We start from the raw sequence: 17119 nt of genomic DNA on the forward strand, positions 1-17119 counted from the left end.
TTACGGCCCATTCCGGCGTCCGGGATGGGCCGTAAGTGACCCCGCGTTGCTGGTAAGTGAGTGGCTCGGCCTCGCCCCGGCTGACACATTTCCGCCGGGTTACCGGTGGTGGCGCGCGCCGTCCTACAGTGGTGCCGACTCCAGCCACACTGCGAAAGGCATCTCCATGCGCAAGACATTCGGCACCGGTTCCGTCTGGGAACAGAAGGTCGGCTACTCCCGAGCCGTCCAGGTGGACAACACCCTTTACATCTCGGCCACCGCGGCCAGCGGTGAGGACGGCGTGGTCGGCGAGGACTTCTACACCCAGACCCGGTACATCCTGGACAAACTCGGCACCGTCCTGGCCGACGCCGGCTTCGACTATGCCGACGTCGTGCAGTCCAAGCTGTACCTGACGGACATCAGCCAGTGGGAGGAAGCCGGACGCGCCCACGGAGAGGTCTTCGGCGAGATCCGACCCAGCCTCGCCCTGGTCCACGTGCTCCCGTTCCTGGATCCCAAGATGCTGGTCGAAATCGAACTCGTCGCCCACAAGAGCACCAGCTAAACCCCAACGCGGGGTCACCTACAGCCCGTTCCGGGTCCCCGGATGGGCCGTAGGTGACCCCGCGTTGGTAGTAGCGGCGCTCAGGCGGGTGACCCCGGCGGGAGTCCGTAGCGGTGCTCGGGCCGCCCGGTGGTGCCGTAGCGGAGCTGGATGTCGACGGCGCCGTCGTCGGCGAGCGCTGAGAGGTAGCGCTGGGCGGTGGCCCGGGAAACACCGACGCGGGTGGCCACCTCGGCCGCCGAATACTGCTCGCCCGGTTCGAGGGATTCCAGCACGGCGGCCTCGGTGGCGGACCGGGGCCTGGCCGAGGCGATGACGTCCCCCGGGATGAGCGCGCGCTTGGCCCGTTCCACCGTTTCCTGGCTGACGTTTCCCGGCTGGGCGAGGATCCGCCGGTAGCGCGCATAGGAGCGCAGCAGCTGCGACAGCGATTCGGCCGTGAACGGCTTGAGCAGATAGCCCAGCGCGCCGCGCCGGAACGCGAGCCGGAGTGAGGCCGTGTCCGAGGCGGCACTGAGGATCATGGTGTCCACGTCCAGCTGGTGCAGCAGGTCCAGACCGGAGGCGTCCGGCAGGTAGACATCCAGCAGCACCAGGTCCGGGCGCAGGCTGTGGATGGCCTGCAGCGCCTGCGAGGCGGACCCGGCCGGGGGCAGCGCCAGGAATCCTGCCACGGAGTCCACATAGGCCGCGTGCAGCTTGGCGACGTGGAAATCGTCATCGACAATCAACACCCTGAGGTCTTCAGACACCGTTGTCCCTTTCGTTGGTCTTCGTCTCGTTGGGCTTGGTCGTCCCGGGCAGGGTCGCCATGAACACCGCGCCGGGCCCGCCGGGGGAGCCCGGGTCCAGCACCCGGACGTCCCCGCCGCGGCGGCGCGCCAGCTGGCGGGCCAGTGCGAGGCCCAGGCCCTGGCCCGCGCCCGCCCGGGCCGGGCGGTCCGACGTCGTGAATCCTTCCGCGAACACCGCGTCGGCTCCGCCGGACCCGGCGGCCCCGGCGGCGGGCAGCCCGTCGCCGGAATCCCCGACGACGATGTGCAGCGTGCCGCCGCCGGTTCCGGTGCCGGGACCGTCGAGCACCTCCACCTCGACCCAGCGGTCCGGCGCGGAGCCCGCGACGGCGGCGTTCACGGCGTTGTCGATCAGGTTGCCGAGGACCGTGGTGACCTCCTGGGGTTCGGTGACGTGGCCCCGGACCAGGGTTTCCGGGCCCAGCCGCAGGGTCACGCCGCGTTCATCCGCCTCCACGCCCTTGGCACCGAGGAAGGCCTGCAGGTACGGGTCCTGGAGCAGCTCGGCCTGGTCCACGGGGAACTTCAACGGACCGGTGGCGGCCAGCTTGGCCAGATACTCCCGGGCCTGCTGGTGCTGGCCGATACTCATGAAGCCGGCGATGGTGTGCAGCTGGTTGGCGAATTCGTGCCGCTGGGCCCGGAGCGCGGTGGACATGGTGCCCACCGCATCGAGCTGGCGGGTCAGCTGCTGGAGTTCGGTCCGGTCCCGCAGCATAACCACCCAGCCCAGGTCCTCGCGGCCGTGCAGCGCCTTCCGGGCGCTCGCCACCAGCACGCGCCCGCCGGCAACGAGTTCCGCCGCATCGCCTTCCGCGGCGTCGGCCCTGGTCAGGGCGAGCAGCCGGGGCGGCACCGGGGCCTCGGCCCACGGCGTTCCGGTGAGGTCGGGCTGTCCCAGCAGCCGGCGGGCGGCGGCGTTGAAGACGCTGATCCGGCCGTCCGCGGCGACGCCGATCACGCCGTCGTCGACGCCCTGCAGCACCGCGACCTGGTCGTGGACCAGGGTGCTGATTTCCTCCGGTTCCAGCCCGAGTGTCAGCCGCTGCAGCCGGCGCCGGAGCAGGAAGGAGGCCAGGACGCCGACGAGCAGGGCGCCCGCGGCGGTCAGGGCGATCGGGACGACGTCCCGGGCCAGGCTCTGGGCGATGGTTTCGGTGGAGTAGCCCACGCTGACCTCTCCCACGACGGCGTCCGCGCCCGGGGCGTACACCGGCACCTTGGCCCCGGCGGAGGGCCCGAGGGTGCCGGTGTTCCGGGTGGTGACTTCCCTGCCGGCCAGCGCCTCGGACGGGTCGGTGCTGACGCGTTCGCCGAGCCGGTCGGCGTCGGGGTGCGCCAGGCGCAGGCCGGTTTCATCGGTGATGACCACAAACAGGGCACCGGTGCGGGTGCGGGCGCCCTCGGCGGCGGCCATCAGCGGGCCGGCGAGCAGGTCGGCGGCCGGGGGAGTGCCGGGCTGGGCGCTGATCCGCCGGACCTCCGCCCGCACCTCCGGGTCCGAGGCCACCGCCCGGGCCAGGGTCAGGGCCTGGTTCTCCGCCTCGCGGCCCAGCCGCTCGAACGTGAGCCAGATGTGGACGGCGCTGGTCAGGAGCACCACCAGTGCCACCACCCCCAGCTGGAGCAGCAGGGTCTGGGTGGAGAAGCGCAGGGGTGTCCGGCGGGATGTTCCCTTCATCGGTCCTCCCAAGCGTGTGAGCAGAATGCGCAAAATGCGTCCAATAAGCAGTATGCCAATCAAATCAGGCAAAGGCCCAGCCGTGACCCGCGCCACTCTAACGTCTGTTGTACGCATCACACCGGGGTGGTGCGATTCAATGAAGAAGGAGCCGGCCGTGCTGGTATTACTAGGATTCGCCATGATTGCGGTTTTCATGGTGCTGATCATGACGAAGAAGCTGACGCCGGTGCTGGCGCTGATCATCGTCCCCACCGTCTTCGGACTCTTCGCAGGCGCCGGGCTGGGCATCGGCCCCATGGTCATGGACTCGATGAAGTCGATGACGTCCACTGCAGCCCTGCTGATGTTCGCCATCATCTACTTCGGCCTGATGATCGACGTCGGGCTGTTCGACCCGCTGGTCCGGTTCATCCTGCGCAAGCTCGGCAACGACCCCGCCAAGGTGGTCCTCGGCACGGCCATCCTTGCGGCGGCAGTGTCCCTCGACGGCGACGGCTCCACCACCTTCATCCTCACCACCGCGGCCATGCTGCCGGTCTACCTGCGGCTCAAGATGAGCCCCGTGGTCCTGACCTGCGTGGCGGGCCTCGCCAACGGCACCATGAATATCCTGCCGTGGGGCGGCCCCACCGCCCGGGCAGCAACCGCGCTGAAGCTCGACGTCAATGATGTCTTCGTTCCCATGGTCCCCTCGCTCATCGCCGGCCTCGTTGTGGTCTTCGTCTTCGCCTGGCTGCTGGGCCTGCAGGAACGCAACCGGCTCCGCGCCACCGCTCCGGAAATCTGGGATACCGCCAACACGTCCGACGGCGGCACCTCCCTGGGCGACGGCGGCACCGGCCGCTTCGGTTTCGGCCGCAAGTCTTCCGGGCCCAAGTCTTCCCGGCCTGCCGGGGGAGTTCCCGCCGTCGGAGGCCCCTCCGCGGGAGGTTCATCCGTAGCAGTCCTGGAACGCACCGAGGACCTCGTCGACGACCGGGATTCCGCCATGGCGGACACCGCGCTGGACCCCAACCGCAAGACCCTGCGTCCCAAGCTGTTCTGGTTCAACCTCGGCCTGACGGTTGCCGTCATGGTCACGCTCGTGGCCAACGTCATTCCGCTCCCGTTCGTCTTTATGGTCGGCTCCGCCATCGCGCTGCTGGTCAACTTCCCCAAGGTCAAGGACCAGGGCGCCCAGCTCATCGCGCACGCACCGTCGATCGTCGCCGTCGTCAGCATGGTTATGGCCGCCGCGGTGCTCACCGGCGTGCTCAACGGCACCGGCATGGTCAAGGCCATGTCCGAGTGGCTGGTGGCGATCATTCCGGCCGACATGGGCCCGTTCATGGCCATCATCACCGGTGTGCTGAGCATCCCGATGACGTTCTTCATGAGCAACGATGCCTTCTACTTCGGCGTCCTCCCGGTCCTCAGCGAAACGGCGGCCCACTACGGCGTCAGCGCCGCGGACATGGCCCGCGCCTCCATCACCGGCCAGCCTTTCCACCTGCAGAGCCCGCTGGTCCCCGCGATCCTGCTCCTGGTCTCCCTGGCCAAGGTGGACCTGGGCGACCACCACAAAAAGGTCCTCTGGCGCACCGCGGTCATCTCCCTGGTGATGCTCGCCGTCGGGGTCCTCACCGGAGCCATCGGCATCGGCTGACCCGCCCCACCCCCACACACCAACGCGGGGTCACCTACGGCCCATCCCGGACCTCCGGATGGGCCGTAGGTGACCCCGCGTTGGTTGGGGTGGGGGCGGACGGCGGCGGCAGGCGAACCCACGTAGACTGGGACGGAAAATAATCCGAACTTGCAGGGGAGATCCATGGCTGCGATCAACCGCGACGACGTTGCGCATCTCGCGCGTCTCGCGCACATCGAGATGAGTGCTGAAGAGCTGGACCGGATGGCCGGCGAACTCGCCGTCATCGTCGATTCAGTGAAATCCGTCAGTGAAGCCGCCGGTGATGACGTCCCGGCCACGTCCCACCCGATCCCGCTGACGAATGTGTTCCGCGAGGACGTTGTGGGCCACACTTTCACCGCCGAGCAGGCACTCAACGGCGCCCCCGACGCGTACGAAGGCCGCTTCAAGGTCCCGGCAATCCTGGATGAGGGCTAAGAACATGACTGAGAACAACGAACTGATCCGCTCCTCCGCCGCCGCTCTCGCCGGCAAGCTGGCCGCCCGCGAAGTCTCCGCCGTCGAGGTCACCCAGGCGCACCTGGACCGCATCGCCGCCGTCGACGGGAAGGTCCACGCCTTCCTGCACGTCAACACGGACGAGGCCCTCGCCGTCGCCGCCGAAGTGGACGCGATCCGCGCCGCGGGAGGCGCCGCCGCCGAGGATCTGCACGCCCTCGCCGGCGTCCCGATCGCGGTCAAGGACCTGATCGTCACCGTCGGCCAGCCCACCACGGCCGGCTCGAAGATCCTCGAAGGCTGGCACAGCCCCTACGACGCCACCGTGGTCAAGCGTCTGCGCGCCGCGAAGATGCCGATCCTGGGCAAGACCAACCTGGACGAATTCGCGATGGGCTCCTCCACCGAGCACTCCGCCTACGGCCCCACCCACAACCCTTGGGACCTGGACCGGATCCCCGGCGGTTCCGGCGGCGGTTCCGCCGCCGCCGTCGCGGCCTTCGAAGCCCCGCTGGCCCTCGGCACCGACACCGGCGGCTCGATCCGCCAGCCCGGCGCCGTCACCGGCACGGTCGGCGTCAAGCCCACCTACGGCGGCGTCTCCCGCTACGGCGCGATCGCGATGGCCTCCTCGCTGGACCAGATCGGCCCCGTCTCGCGCACCGTGCTGGACTCCGCGCTGCTGCACCAGGTCATCGGCGGGCACGACCCGCACGACTCCACCTCGCTGCAGGACCCGCTGGAGGACCTGGTGGCCGCCGCATCGATCGGCAACGTGCGCGGCATGAAGATCGGCATCATCAAGGAACTCCACGGTGAGGGCTACCAGGCCGGCGTGGAGAACCGCTTCAACGAATCCCTGGAGCTGCTCAAGAGCGCCGGCGCCGAAATCGTCGAGGTGTCCTGCCCCAACTTCAAGTACGCCCTGGGCGCCTACTACCTGATCATGCCGTCGGAGGCCTCCTCCAACCTGGCCAAGTTCGACGGCGTCCGGTACGGCCTGCGCGTGCTGCCCGAAGACGGCCCGATGACGATCGAACGCGTCATGGCCGCCACCCGGGCCGCCGGCTTCGGCGACGAGGTCAAGCGCCGCATCATCCTCGGCACCTACGCGCTGAGCGCCGGGTACTACGACGCCTACTACGGCTCGGCCCAGAAGGTGCGCACCCTGATCCAGCGCGACTTCGACGCCGCGTTCGCCAAGGCCGACGTGCTGATTTCCCCGACGGCGCCCACCACGGCGTTCAAGCTCGGCGAGAAGCTCAACGACCCGCTGGCGATGTACCTCAACGACGTCGCCACCATCCCGGCCAACATGGCCGGCGTCCCCGGACTCTCGCTGCCCGGCGGACTGGCCGACGAGGACGGACTGCCGGTCGGTGTCCAGCTGCTGGCCCCGGCCCGCCAGGACGCCCGGCTGTACCGCGTCGGCGCCGTGCTCGAATCGCTGCTCGAGACACAGTGGGGCGGCCCGCTGCTGGACCGGGCGCCATCACTGACTGATTCTTCACCGACGGATGCTGCAGCCGCTGCAGTCGCGAGCCACGGAGGTTCCCACTAATGACTGATGCAACCCTCAGCTTCGAAGAGGCGATGGAGAAGTACGATCCCGTTCTGGGCTTCGAAGTCCACGTGGAGCTCAACACCAAGACCAAGATGTTCTCCTCCGCGCCGAACGTGTTCGGCGACGAGCCCAACACCAACGTCAACGAGGTGGACCTCGGCATGCCCGGCGTGCTGCCCGTCGTGAACCGGACCGCGATCGAGTCCTCGATCAAGATCGGCCTGGCGCTCAACTGCACCATCGCCGAGAAGTGCCGCTTCGCCCGGAAGAACTACTTCTACCCGGACACCCCGAAGAACTTCCAGACCTCCCAGTACGACGAGCCCATCGCGTACGACGGCTACCTGGACATCGAGCTCTCCGACGGCACCATTTTCCGCGTCGAAATCGAACGCGCCCACATGGAGGAGGACGCCGGCAAGCTGACCCACATGGGCGGCGCGACCGGCCGGATCCAGGGCGCGGACTACTCCCTCGTGGACTACAACCGCTCCGGTGTGCCGCTGGTCGAGATCGTCACCAAGCCGATCGAGGGCGCCGGCAGCCGCGCGCCGGAACTCGCCAAGGCCTACGTGGCCGCGGTCCGCGAGATCGTCAAGAACCTCGGCGTGTCGGACGCCAAGATGGAACGCGGCAACGTCCGCTGCGACGCCAACGTCTCGCTCCGCCCGCACGGCCGCGAACGCTTCGGCACCCGCTCCGAAACCAAGAACGTCAACTCGCTGCGCGCCGTCGAACACGCCGTCCGCTATGAGATCCAGCGGCACGCCGCCGTCCTGGACTCTGGTGAGCCCATCGTCCAGGAGACGCGGCACTGGCACGAGGACACCCGCACCACGACCTCGGGCCGGCCCAAGTCCGACGCCGACGACTACCGCTACTTCCCGGAACCGGACCTGGTGCCGATCGTGGCCTCGCGCGAATGGGTCGAGGAACTCCGGGCCACGCTGCCCGAGCCGCCGGCCGACCGGCGCAAGCGGCTGCAGGCCGACTGGGGCTACTCCGACCTCGAATTCCGCGACGTCGTCAACGCCGGCGTGATGGACGAGATCGAGGAAACCATCGCCGCCGGCGCCACCGCCACGGTGGCCCGCAAGTGGTGGATGGGCGAGATCGTCGGACGCGCCAAGAACGCCGACGTCGACCCCGGCCAGCTCGGCGTCGCACCGGCCACCATCGTGGAGCTGAACGCGATGGTCGAGGACGGCAAGATCAACAACAAGATGGCCACCGAGGTCCTCGACGGCGTGCTCGCCGGCGAAGGCACGCCGGCGGAAATCGTGGCCAAGCGCGGCCTCGCCGTGGTCTCCGACGACGGCCCCCTGCTCGAAGCCGTCGACGCCGCCCTCGCCGCACAGCCCGGCGTCGCGGACAAGATTCGCGGCGGCAAGCTCCAGGCGATCGGCGCGATCGTCGGCTCCGTCATGAAGGCCACCCGCGGGCAGGCCGACGCCGGCCGCGTCAAGGAGCTGATCCTGGAACGCCTCGGCGTCGAAGGCTAACGCCCGACCCATCTGGCTCGCAGCAGGCCGTTTTGAACCCTCAGAACGGCCCCTGCTGCGCGTTACTTGGGTTAAGGGGCACCCGGGCATGTTCAGCGGGCCGTTCCGGCCCTATGCTGGTGCCCGAGGCTCCGGTGACAGGCCGGTGCCCGGGGGAAGGCGAACCAATGGCGATTCCACAGCGCACCGGACTGCGCAACGCTGCCCTGGCGGGCAGCATCGTCCTCGCCCTCACCGGGGCCGGAGCGGCCGCGGTCTGGGCCGGCACCGCACCGCCCGCGGTCCCGCTCACCATGCCCACGACGTCGGTGACCCCGCTGGCCGGCCCCACGACGTCGGTGACCCCGCCAGCGGAGTTTCCGCCCGGAGAGGGGCCGGCGCAGAAGAAAAACCGTGCCGTGCCACTGCATGGCGAAAGCGTGGTCAAAAAGGTCGACGGCGGATTCGAGACGCGGCTGACGCAGCAGGGCGCCATCGAAGCCGTCAGCGGTTCGTCCATCACAGTCAAGAGCGAGGACGGCTTCAGCCAGGTCTACGCCATCAACGCCGGAACAAGGATCTTGAAACTGCCCGCTCCTGCCGTTGACGGCACCATACCGAGGGACGGCGTAGGAAAGCGGCTCAAGCCCTCCGCCGCCACCGCAGCGGAGCTCGCGACCGGGGGCCAGGTGCGGATCACGGGCGTCAAGGACGGGTCCGGCATCACTGCCGGGCACATTGTTGCCGGAGCTCCGGACGCCGAGGGGCCGGGCAGGGGATGGGGCAAGGGAATGGGCAACGGATTGGGTAAGCAGCTCGGAAACGGGCACTGGAAGGACAAGGCCGCGGGGCCCAACCCCTAGGGCAGGTCGGTGGCCAGCTCGGTCATGATCGTCTGCAGCGCGTCGCAGACCATCATGACCGACCTGCGTTTGAGGTTCTCCGGGCGGGCCAGGACGTCGATCCGCCGCCGGGTGCTGATGCCCTCCAGCTGCCGCAGCACAATGCCCGGGTTCAGTACCGGCCGTGCGGTGTACCGGGGCAGCAGCCCGATCACGCTGCCGGTCGCCACCAGCGCGGCCACCGTGGAGTAGTCGTTGATCCGGTGGACGATGTTCAGCTCCCGGCTGGAAACAGCCGCGACGGCGGAGAGCACGTCCGCGGGGGAGTAGCCGGCGCGGCTGGTCACCCAGGGTTCGCCGACGACGTCGTCCGCCGTCACCGCCCGCTGGCCTGCCAGCCGGTGCCCGGCCGGCAGCGCGACATCCAGCGGCTCGTGTGCGAGCGGAATCACGGCGACGCGCTCCTCGGGCCAGCGCGGGCTGTGGTCCATCCGGTGCGCGAGCACCAGGTCATACCGGGCCGTCAGCGCCGGGAAGTCCTGCTGGGCCACGTCCTCGTCGGAGAGCAGGATCCGCGGCTGCCCCGGTCCGGCGAGCAGCCGCGCCAGCGGGGCGAACAGGGCCTGCCCCGCGCTGTGGAAACCGCTGAGCGTCACCGGGGCCACCGGGGAGCCATGATAGGCGCCGATCGCGGTCTTCGCGTCCGCCATCGCGCTGACGACGGCGGCCCCGGCGTCCGCGAGCACCTGCCCGGCCTCGGTCAGGACCAGGTTCCGGCCCTCCTTGCGGGTCAGCGGCACGTCCACGGATTTCTGCAGCGCGGCCAGCTGCTGCGAGACCGCCGAGGGCGTGACGAGCAGCGTTTCGGCGACCGCCTTGACGCTGCCGAGGGCCCCGAGTTCGCGGAGCATTTCCAGCTGGTGGATTTCCATGCCGACCATTCTAAGCGCAAGGCAACGCTAAATCGTCGATTGAGAATAATCCGGTTGTGCTAACGCTTTGCAGGGGCTGTAATGGGGTGAGTTGTCCCACAGGAGCTGCCCAGGCAGCGGATCTCAGTGTGCCCGGTGAATGGGCACAGTTAGGAAGGCCCATGAAGGCTCTCTACAAGTCCGGCGCCCACGCAGGATTCGAGCTGGTGGACCGGCCGGAGCCTGAAACCGGCCCCGGCGACGTCAAAATCCGCGTGATGACTACGGGCATCTGCGGCACCGACCTGCACATCCAGTCCTGGGACGCCTGGGCGCAGGGCATCATCAACGCCCCGCTGATTGCCGGCCACGAGTTCTACGGCGAAGTCGTGGAGACCGGCGAGGACGTCCTGGATGTCAAGGTCGGCGACCGCGTCTCCGGCGAGGGGCACATCGTCTGCGGCATCTGCCGGAACTGCCGCGCCGGCCGCAAGCAGATGTGCATCCACACCGTCAGCGTCGGTGTCCAGCGCGACGGCGCCTTCGCCGAGTACGTTGTGATCCCCGAGACCAACGTCTGGGTGCACCAGGACCCCTCGGTTACGCCGGAACTTGGCGCCATCTTCGACCCCTTCGGCAACGCCGTCCACACCGCGCTCAGCTTCCCCCTCGTCGGCGAGGACGTGCTGATCACCGGCGCCGGGCCGATCGGGCTGATGGCCATCGCCGTCGCCCGCCACGCCGGCGCCCGCAAGATCGCGATCACGGACGTCTCCGCCCCGCGGCTGGAACTGGCCCGGACGCTCGGCGTCGACCTCGCGATCGACGTCTCCAAAATGCGCGTCAAGGACGCCCAGCGCGAACTCGGCATGCGCGAGGGATTCGACATCGGGATGGAAATGTCGGGACACCCCACGGCGCTGCCTGAGATGATCGAGAACATGAACCACGGCGGCCGGATCGCGATGCTGGGACTGCCCAGCCAGTCCATCGACATCGACTGGGGCAAAGTGGTCACGCACATGCTCACCCTGAAGGGCATCTACGGCCGCGAAATGTTCGAGACCTGGTACGCGATGAGCGCGATGCTGTCCTCGAACCCGGTCCTGCACGCCAACATCTCCGCCGTCGTGACAGACACCCTTCCGGCCTCCGACTGGGAAAAGGGCTTCGAGATTGCCCGCGCCGGGGTGGGCGGCAAAGTCGTCCTGGACTGGACCTGCTTCTAACCCGCCCTTCCAACCCGCCCTTCCAACCCGCCACCGATTCGGCCCACCGACCCACCCGCTGAGGAGCGCAACCCATGTATTCAGCCATCAAGGACCAGCTGCAGCACGAACTGGACGAGATCCGCGGCGCCGGCCTGTTCAAGACCGAACGGCACATTGACTCGCCCCAGGGCAACCACATCAAAGCCGGGCAGATCGGCGAGGGCAGCGCGGACGTGCTGAACTTCTGCGCCAACAACTACCTGGGCCTCGCGGACCACCCGGAGATCATCGCCGCCGCCAAATCCGCGATGGACGAGCGCGGCTTCGGGATGGCCAGCGTCCGGTTCATCTGCGGCACCCAGGACCTGCACCTGGCGCTGGAGGAACGCGTCTCGAAGTTCCTCGGCACCGAGGACACCATCCTGTTCTCCAGCTGCTTCGACGCCAACGGCGGGGTGTTCGAATCGCTCTTCGGCCCGGAAGACGCCGTCATCTCCGACGCGCTGAACCACGCCTCGATCATCGACGGCATCCGGCTCTGCAAGGCCCAGCGCTTCCGCTACGCCAACCAGGACATGGCGGACCTTGAGTCCAAGCTGATCGAGGCCACGACGCAGGAGAACCCGGCCCGGCGGATGGTCATCGTCACCGACGGCGTCTTCTCAATGGACGGATTCCTCGCCCCGCTGGAAGCGATCTGCGACCTCGCGGAGAGATACGACGCCCTTGTCATGGTGGACGACTCCCACGCCGTGGGCTTTATGGGCGCCAGCGGTGCGGGCACCCCGGAGCACGCCGGCGTCGCGGACCGGGTGGACATCTACACCGGCACGTTCGGCAAGGCCCTGGGCGGTGCCTCCGGCGGCTACGTCTCCGGCCGACGCGAAGTCGTGGCCATGCTCCGGCAGAAGGCCCGTCCGTACCTGTTCTCCAACTCGCTGGCCCCCGCCATCGTCGCGGCAACGCTCACGGCCCTGGACCTCGTGGAGAACTCCGGGGAACTGCGCAGCAAACTCTTCACCAACGCCGGGCTGTTCCGCAGCCGGATGTCGGAGGAGGGCTTCGAGCTGCTCCCGGGCGAGCACGCGATCGTCCCGGTCATGTTCGGCGACGCCGTGATGGCCGCCAAGGTCGCGGACACAATGCTGCACAACGGCGTCTTCGTCACCGCGTTCAGCTACCCGGTGGTGCCCAAGGGTGCGGCCCGGATCCGGGTCCAGCTCTCCGCCGCGCACAGCGCCGAGGACGTCGAGGCGTGTGTGCAGGCCTTTGTGCGCAGCCGCGCGGCCGTCGCCGGCTAGCCGGACCCCGGCGGACACCAGCCGCGGGCAGGACCAAAGGTTGCGGCGTCGCAAACGGCGCCGCAACCGCGTCCATCTGCAAGGATGGGACCATGTCAGCTAATTACGATGTCGTGATTGTCGGCGGCGGTATCGCCGGCCTGTCCCTTGCCTCAGCCCTCGCCGGGAAATGCAGTGTCGCCCTGGTGGAGGCCGAGCAGTCCCTGGCCTACCACGCCTCGTCGCGCTCGGCCCGGCAACTGATCCCCAGCTACGGCCCTCCCGTGGTGCAGGAGCTCACCCTCCGGACCCTCGAACTGATCGCCGCCCAGGATGCCTCCCGGCCGGAACCGGTGCTCTCACCCCGCAGCTTCCTGCTGATCGGCGACGAAGCCGCCGTCCGGGACAAGGCCAGCGGCCACATGAATCCGATCACCCACGCCGAAGCCCTGAAGCTCTGCCCGGCGCTGCGCCCGGAGGCCTTCACCGCCGCCGGCCTGGACACCGGATCCTTCGCCTGCAACGCGCCCCTGCTGCTCGGGGACCACCGCCGCCTCGCCGTAGCCGGCGGCGTGGACATCATCACCGGCGCCCGGGTCCACTCGGCCCAGCGCCTCGGCTCCGGCTGGGAACTCGGCGCCGGGCAGGAAGGCTTCCAGGCCGCCGTCGTGGTCAACGCCGCCGGCGCCTGGGCCGACGAACTGGCCGTCCTCAGCGGCGTCGAGAAGGTCCAGCTGCAGCCGTACCGGCGCACCGCGGCGATTGTCGACGTCGAGCATCCCCTCCCGGAGGGCAGCCCCATGGTGGCCGCCGCCGACGAGTCGTTCTACTTCCGGCGCGACGGCGGGCAGGTGCTGATCTCGCCCTCCGAGTCCGTGCCGAGCGGTCCCGAAGACGCGCAGCCGCACCCGGGGGACATCGAAGCCCTCATCACCCGGCTGAACAGCCTTACCACCCTCGGCCTGCGCGGTGTCCAACAGGCCTGGACCGGGCTGCGGACCGAAGCGGCCGACGGCATCCCGGTGGTGGGGTTCGACGCCGAAGCCCCCGGATTCTTCTGGCTCGCCGGCCAGGGCGGCTACGGCTTCCAGACCTCCTCCGGCGTCGCCGAACTGGCCGCCGGGCTCATCCTCGCCGGCCAGGGTGCCGCCACGGACGCTGCACCGGCTGCCGGTCCGGCATCCCGGACAGCGGAGGCGCTGGCGGCAACGCGCTGGTCCATCCGGCGCTGAAGAATGGACCCATGAGCACCCTGATCACCAACATCGCCGAGCTGATGACCCAGGACCGGGAACACCGCGTCCTGAAGGGCGCGGCGGTGCTGGTCGAGGGCGAACGGATCGCCTGGCTGGGGCCGGCGGCGGACGCGCCGGCGGCCGACGAGTCCGTCGACGCCGGCGGCCGCGCCCTGCTGCCCGGCTGGGTCGATTCCCATACCCACCTCATCTTCGCCGGCGACCGGACCGCCGAATTCGAAGCCCGGATGGCGGGGGAGAGCTACAGCGCCGGCGGGATCGCCGTGACCACGGCCGCGACCCGGAGCACGTCCGACTACGACCTCACCCGGCTCGCGCTGGGCCGGGTGGCGGAGGCCGTCTCGCAGGGCACCACGTACCTGGAGACCAAGACCGGCTACGGCCTGGACGTCGAAAATGAGGCCCGCAGCGCCCGCATCGCCTCCACCGTGGTGGACGAGGTCACCTACCTTGGCGCCCACCTGGTGCCCGCCGGCATGGACGCCGACGAGTACACGGAGCTGGTCTGCGGCCCGATGCTCGACGCCGTGCGGCCGTTCGTGTGCTGGGCCGACGTCTTCTGCGAGCGCGGCGCCTTCACCGAGGCCCAGTCCCGCCGCGTGCTCCAGGCCTGCCGGGATGCCGGACTGGGACTGCGGGTGCACGGCAACCAGCTCGGCGAAGGCCCCGGCGTCCGGCTGGCGGTGGAATTCGCCGCGGCCAGCGTGGACCACGTGAACCACCTCTCCGCCGCCGACGTCGGCGCCCTCGCGGCCAGCTGGTCCGGCTGGGACGGCGAATCCGCCGGGCGCGGCACGGTGGCGACCTGCCTGCCGGCCTGCGACCTGTCCACCCGCCAGCCGCTGGCCCCGGGCCGGGAACTGCTCGACGCCGGCGTGCAGCTGGCGCTGGCGTCCAACTGCAACCCCGGCACCTCCTACACGAGTTCGATGGCGTTCTGCGTCACCACCGCCGTGCTGCAGATGCGCCTCAGCGTCCACGAGGCGGTGCGCGCCGCGACCTACGGCGGCGCCCTGGCCCTCGGCCGGGAGTCCGGGAACGACGCCGACGGCGAACGCGCCGTCGGTTCGATCGCCGTCGGCCACCGCGCGGACCTGCACCTGCTCAACGCGCCCTCGGCCACCCACCTGGCCTACCGGCCCGGCATCCCACTCACCCACGCCGTCTGGCGCGCGGGCGTCCGCGCCCGCTGACGCTCCCAGCACAGGTTTCCAGCAGGAGGGACCGGATGGCCGGATACGTCGAGGAACTGCGCATCATGGTCGATCTGTGGCGGGCGACGCGCGGCGGCCCCCGCGCCCTGGCCCGGCGCCGGGACACCCGGCTGGCCGCCCTCGTGGCCCACGCCCGCACCGGCTCACCGTATTACCGGCAGCTGTACCGCGGGCTCCCGGCCGATGACATCCGGCTCTGGGACCTGCCGCCGGTCACCAAACCGCAGCTGATGGCTCACTTCGACGATTGGGTCACCGACTCCGCCGTCACCCGGGCCGGTCTTGAGGCCTTCGCCGCCGACCCGGCCCTGGTCGGGAGCCGCTACCGCGGCCGATATTTCGTCTTTTCGAGCTCCGGCACCACAGGGCATCCGGGCCTGTTCGTGCACGACGCCGCCGCCGTCGCCTGCTACCGGGCACTAGCCATCCGGATCGTCGGGACCACCGTGAACGCCGGCCGGCTGCTGGCGATGCTGGGGCGCGGATTCCGGACGGCCGTGGTGGTAGGCACCGGCGGCCATTTCGCCGGCGTCGTCTGGCTCGAGTCCGAACGGCGCCGCAGCCGGTTCCACCGCAGCGCCTACCGCCTCTTCCCCGTGCAGCAGCCCCTGGACCGGCTGGTGGCGGCGCTCAACGACTTCGACCCGGCCCTCATGATCGGCTACCCCAGCGCGCTCGAGCTTCTGGCCGAGGAGCAGGCCGCGGGCCGGCTGCACCTCCGGCCGGTGATTGTGGAGTCCAGCGGCGAGTCCCTTGGCGACCGGGTGCGCCTGGCCGCGGCGCTGGGCTGCGAGATCCACAACGTCTACGCCGCCTCAGAGTTCACTCTTATCGCGCTGGGCTGCGCCCACGGCTGGCTGCACGTCAACAGCGACTGGGTCATCCTGGAGCCGGTCGACGCCGACTACCGGCCCGCGCCCCCGGGCGAACCGTCCCACACCGTGCTGCTGACCAACCTCGCCAACCGGATCCAGCCGCTGATCCGCTACGACCTCGGGGACTCCGTATTGGCCAAGGCCGGTCCCTGCGACTGCGGCAACCCGTTGCCCGCCATCCAGGTCGCCGGGCGCCGCGACGACATCCTCCGGTTCCTCGACGCCCACGGCACGACGGTACAGATCCTTCCGCTCGCGGTGGGGTCCGTCGCGGACGAAACGCCCGGCCTGCACCGCAGCCAGCTGCTCCAGACCGGACCGGCGACCCTCCGGCTCCGGCTCGACCCGGAACCCGGCGCCGACGCCGGCACGGTGTGGGCCACCGCCTCCGCGAAGCTGCTGGCGTACCTCGCCTCGCTGGGTCTGGGGAACGTCGACGTCGTCCGCGCTGAGGAGCCGCCGGAACAGTCCGGCGTGAGTGGGAAGTTCCGGCAGGTGATCGGCCACCGTCCGGACTGACGTGCGGCCGCTGATATTGGCCTGGTGAACCGGGACCAGACGGGCAGCCTGCAACAATGGGCGCATGGCCCTCCACAACTATCCGATCCGGCGGCTGGCCGAGGATCCCGGCCACGTTCTGGACCGCCGGCAGTGGCCGGCATCCCTGCCTCCCGTGGCCCAGATCCTTGACCAGGGGCTGGAACTGACGTCCGCCACCATCCTGGTCGGCGAAAACGGGTCGGGAAAATCCACCCTCGTGGAAGCCATTGCGCTGGCCTACGGTTTGTCCCCCGAAGGCGGGTCAACCGGCGCACGCCACACCACCAGGTCCACGGAATCCCTGCTCGCCGGTCACCTGCAGCTGGTCCGGAACGCCGGCGCCACGAGGCGGGGCTACTTTCTTCGGGCGGAAACCATGCATGGCTTCTTCACCTACCTCGAGAAGAACCCGAGCACGTCCGGTCCCGACATCCCGTTCCATGACATGTCCCACGGCGAGTCGTTCCTGGAGCTGGCCGTTGACCGGTTCCGGGGCCCCGGATTGTGGGTGCTGGATGAACCGGAATCCGCGTTGTCCTTCACCGGATGCCTCACCCTGCTGGCCGTCTTGAAGGACCTTCTGGCCACCGGCAAGTCCCAGGTCATCATGTCCACACACTCACCGGTGCTGGCGGCCCTTCCTGGCGCACAGATTCTGGAAGTCGGCTCCTGGGGCCTGCGGCGCCGGGACTGGTCGGATCTGGATCTGGTCACGAACCTGCGTTTGTTCCTGGATTCACCGGAGCGGTACCTTCGGCACCTCTGATCACGGCGGTGCAGCGCGCGTCA

At 69.5% G+C, this 17119-nt stretch carries 15 protein-coding genes; 12 read left to right on the plus strand and 3 right to left on the minus strand.

Annotated features, from left to right (window positions below; translation table 11 throughout):
• Positions 1–166 precede the first annotated feature (166 nt).
• Entirely contained in the window at positions 167–550 is a 384-nt protein-coding gene (locus AC50YM_RS09075; RefSeq protein ID WP_494890429.1) for a RidA family protein, read from the plus strand.
• Positions 551–630: 80 nt separating this feature from the next.
• Here the strand turns inward: AC50YM_RS09075 and AC50YM_RS09080 are convergent, their stop codons facing one another.
• Positions 631–1302, minus strand: a complete 672-nt coding sequence (locus tag AC50YM_RS09080) for a response regulator (RefSeq protein ID WP_494956623.1) — start codon at positions 1300–1302, stop codon at positions 631–633.
• Positions 1295–3025 carry a sensor histidine kinase gene (locus tag AC50YM_RS09085; protein WP_494956624.1) on the minus strand — a complete coding sequence of 577 codons (1731 nt, stop codon included), beginning with the start codon at positions 3023–3025 and terminating at the stop codon, positions 1295–1297. Before AC50YM_RS09085 ends, AC50YM_RS09080 begins: the two co-directional genes overlap by 8 nt.
• Positions 3026–3182: 157 nt before the next feature.
• Here AC50YM_RS09085 and AC50YM_RS09090 point away from each other — a divergent pair, with 157 nt between their 5' ends.
• The 5 genes from AC50YM_RS09090 to AC50YM_RS09110 all read left to right on the plus strand — a co-directional run bounded on the left by AC50YM_RS09090 (position 3183) and on the right by AC50YM_RS09110 (position 9064).
• Positions 3183–4673 carry a CitMHS family transporter gene (locus AC50YM_RS09090; RefSeq protein ID WP_494956735.1) on the plus strand — a complete coding sequence of 497 codons (1491 nt, stop codon included), beginning with the start codon at positions 3183–3185 and terminating at the stop codon, positions 4671–4673.
• A gap of 165 nt (positions 4674–4838) precedes the next feature.
• Positions 4839–5135, plus strand: a complete 297-nt coding sequence (gene gatC, locus AC50YM_RS09095) for an Asp-tRNA(Asn)/Glu-tRNA(Gln) amidotransferase subunit GatC (protein WP_494956625.1) — start codon at positions 4839–4841, stop codon at positions 5133–5135.
• Positions 5136–5139: 4 nt separating this feature from the next.
• Positions 5140–6717 (plus strand): Asp-tRNA(Asn)/Glu-tRNA(Gln) amidotransferase subunit GatA, encoded by a 1578-nt coding sequence (gene gatA, locus AC50YM_RS09100; protein ID WP_494956626.1) that lies wholly within the window; start codon positions 5140–5142, stop codon positions 6715–6717.
• Complete coding sequence (gene gatB, locus AC50YM_RS09105) at positions 6717–8222, plus strand: Asp-tRNA(Asn)/Glu-tRNA(Gln) amidotransferase subunit GatB (protein ID WP_494956627.1); 1506 nt, start codon at positions 6717–6719, stop codon at positions 8220–8222. The genes gatA and gatB overlap by 1 nt, the downstream gene beginning before the upstream one ends.
• A gap of 167 nt (positions 8223–8389) precedes the next feature.
• Positions 8390–9064, plus strand: a complete 675-nt coding sequence (locus AC50YM_RS09110; protein ID WP_494956628.1) for a hypothetical protein — start codon at positions 8390–8392, stop codon at positions 9062–9064.
• Here AC50YM_RS09110 and AC50YM_RS09115 read toward each other — a convergent pair.
• A complete protein-coding gene (locus AC50YM_RS09115; RefSeq protein WP_494956629.1) occupies positions 9061–9975 on the minus strand; it encodes a LysR family transcriptional regulator in 915 nt (304 codons plus the stop codon). The two genes, AC50YM_RS09110 and AC50YM_RS09115, sit on opposite strands and share 4 nt — an antisense overlap.
• Positions 9976–10136: 161 nt before the next feature.
• Here AC50YM_RS09115 and tdh point away from each other — a divergent pair, with 161 nt between their 5' ends.
• The 6 genes from tdh to AC50YM_RS09145 all read left to right on the plus strand — a co-directional run bounded on the left by tdh (position 10137) and on the right by AC50YM_RS09145 (position 17096).
• A complete protein-coding gene (gene tdh, locus AC50YM_RS09120; protein ID WP_494956630.1) occupies positions 10137–11183 on the plus strand; it encodes an L-threonine 3-dehydrogenase in 1047 nt (348 codons plus the stop codon).
• 74 nt (positions 11184–11257) lie between these two features.
• Entirely contained in the window at positions 11258–12466 is a 1209-nt protein-coding gene (locus AC50YM_RS09125) for a glycine C-acetyltransferase (RefSeq protein WP_494956631.1), read from the plus strand.
• A gap of 92 nt (positions 12467–12558) precedes the next feature.
• The gene (locus AC50YM_RS09130) at positions 12559–13677 is read left to right on the plus strand and encodes an NAD(P)/FAD-dependent oxidoreductase (RefSeq protein WP_494956632.1); all 1119 of its coding nucleotides are present in this window, start codon (positions 12559–12561) and stop codon (positions 13675–13677) included.
• An 11-nt stretch (positions 13678–13688) separates the two neighbouring features.
• A complete protein-coding gene (gene hutI, locus AC50YM_RS09135) occupies positions 13689–14894 on the plus strand; it encodes an imidazolonepropionase (protein ID WP_494956633.1) in 1206 nt (401 codons plus the stop codon).
• A 35-nt stretch (positions 14895–14929) separates the two neighbouring features.
• Positions 14930–16309: a phenylacetate--CoA ligase family protein gene (locus AC50YM_RS09140; RefSeq protein WP_494956634.1), complete on the plus strand. Its 1380-nt coding sequence runs from the start codon at positions 14930–14932 to the stop codon at positions 16307–16309.
• 64 nt (positions 16310–16373) lie between these two features.
• The gene (locus tag AC50YM_RS09145) at positions 16374–17096 is read left to right on the plus strand and encodes an AAA family ATPase (RefSeq protein WP_494956635.1); all 723 of its coding nucleotides are present in this window, start codon (positions 16374–16376) and stop codon (positions 17094–17096) included.
• Positions 17097–17119: the final 23 nt, after the last annotated feature.

The organism is Pseudarthrobacter sp. RHLT1-30-1, from assembly GCF_059383415.1.

What these genes read in the sequence shown, in the direction of transcription:
- AC50YM_RS09075 (WP_494890429.1), top strand. Translation starts at nt 167, where the DNA reads ATGCGCAAGACATTCGGCACCGGTTCCGTCTGGGAACAGAAGGTCGGC.
- AC50YM_RS09085 (WP_494956624.1), bottom strand. Translation starts at nt 3,025, where the DNA reads ATGAAGGGAACATCCCGCCGGACACCCCTGCGCTTCTCCACCCAGACC.
- gatC (WP_494956625.1), top strand. Translation starts at nt 4,839, where the DNA reads ATGGCTGCGATCAACCGCGACGACGTTGCGCATCTCGCGCGTCTCGCG.
- gatA (WP_494956626.1), top strand. Translation starts at nt 5,140, where the DNA reads ATGACTGAGAACAACGAACTGATCCGCTCCTCCGCCGCCGCTCTCGCC.
- gatB (WP_494956627.1), top strand. Translation starts at nt 6,717, where the DNA reads ATGACTGATGCAACCCTCAGCTTCGAAGAGGCGATGGAGAAGTACGAT.
- AC50YM_RS09110 (WP_494956628.1), top strand. Translation starts at nt 8,390, where the DNA reads ATGGCGATTCCACAGCGCACCGGACTGCGCAACGCTGCCCTGGCGGGC.
- AC50YM_RS09115 (WP_494956629.1), bottom strand. Translation starts at nt 9,975, where the DNA reads ATGGAAATCCACCAGCTGGAAATGCTCCGCGAACTCGGGGCCCTCGGC.
- tdh (WP_494956630.1), top strand. Translation starts at nt 10,137, where the DNA reads ATGAAGGCTCTCTACAAGTCCGGCGCCCACGCAGGATTCGAGCTGGTG.
- AC50YM_RS09125 (WP_494956631.1), top strand. Translation starts at nt 11,258, where the DNA reads ATGTATTCAGCCATCAAGGACCAGCTGCAGCACGAACTGGACGAGATC.
- AC50YM_RS09130 (WP_494956632.1), top strand. Translation starts at nt 12,559, where the DNA reads ATGTCAGCTAATTACGATGTCGTGATTGTCGGCGGCGGTATCGCCGGC.
- hutI (WP_494956633.1), top strand. Translation starts at nt 13,689, where the DNA reads ATGAGCACCCTGATCACCAACATCGCCGAGCTGATGACCCAGGACCGG.
- AC50YM_RS09140 (WP_494956634.1), top strand. Translation starts at nt 14,930, where the DNA reads ATGGCCGGATACGTCGAGGAACTGCGCATCATGGTCGATCTGTGGCGG.
- AC50YM_RS09145 (WP_494956635.1), top strand. Translation starts at nt 16,374, where the DNA reads ATGGCCCTCCACAACTATCCGATCCGGCGGCTGGCCGAGGATCCCGGC.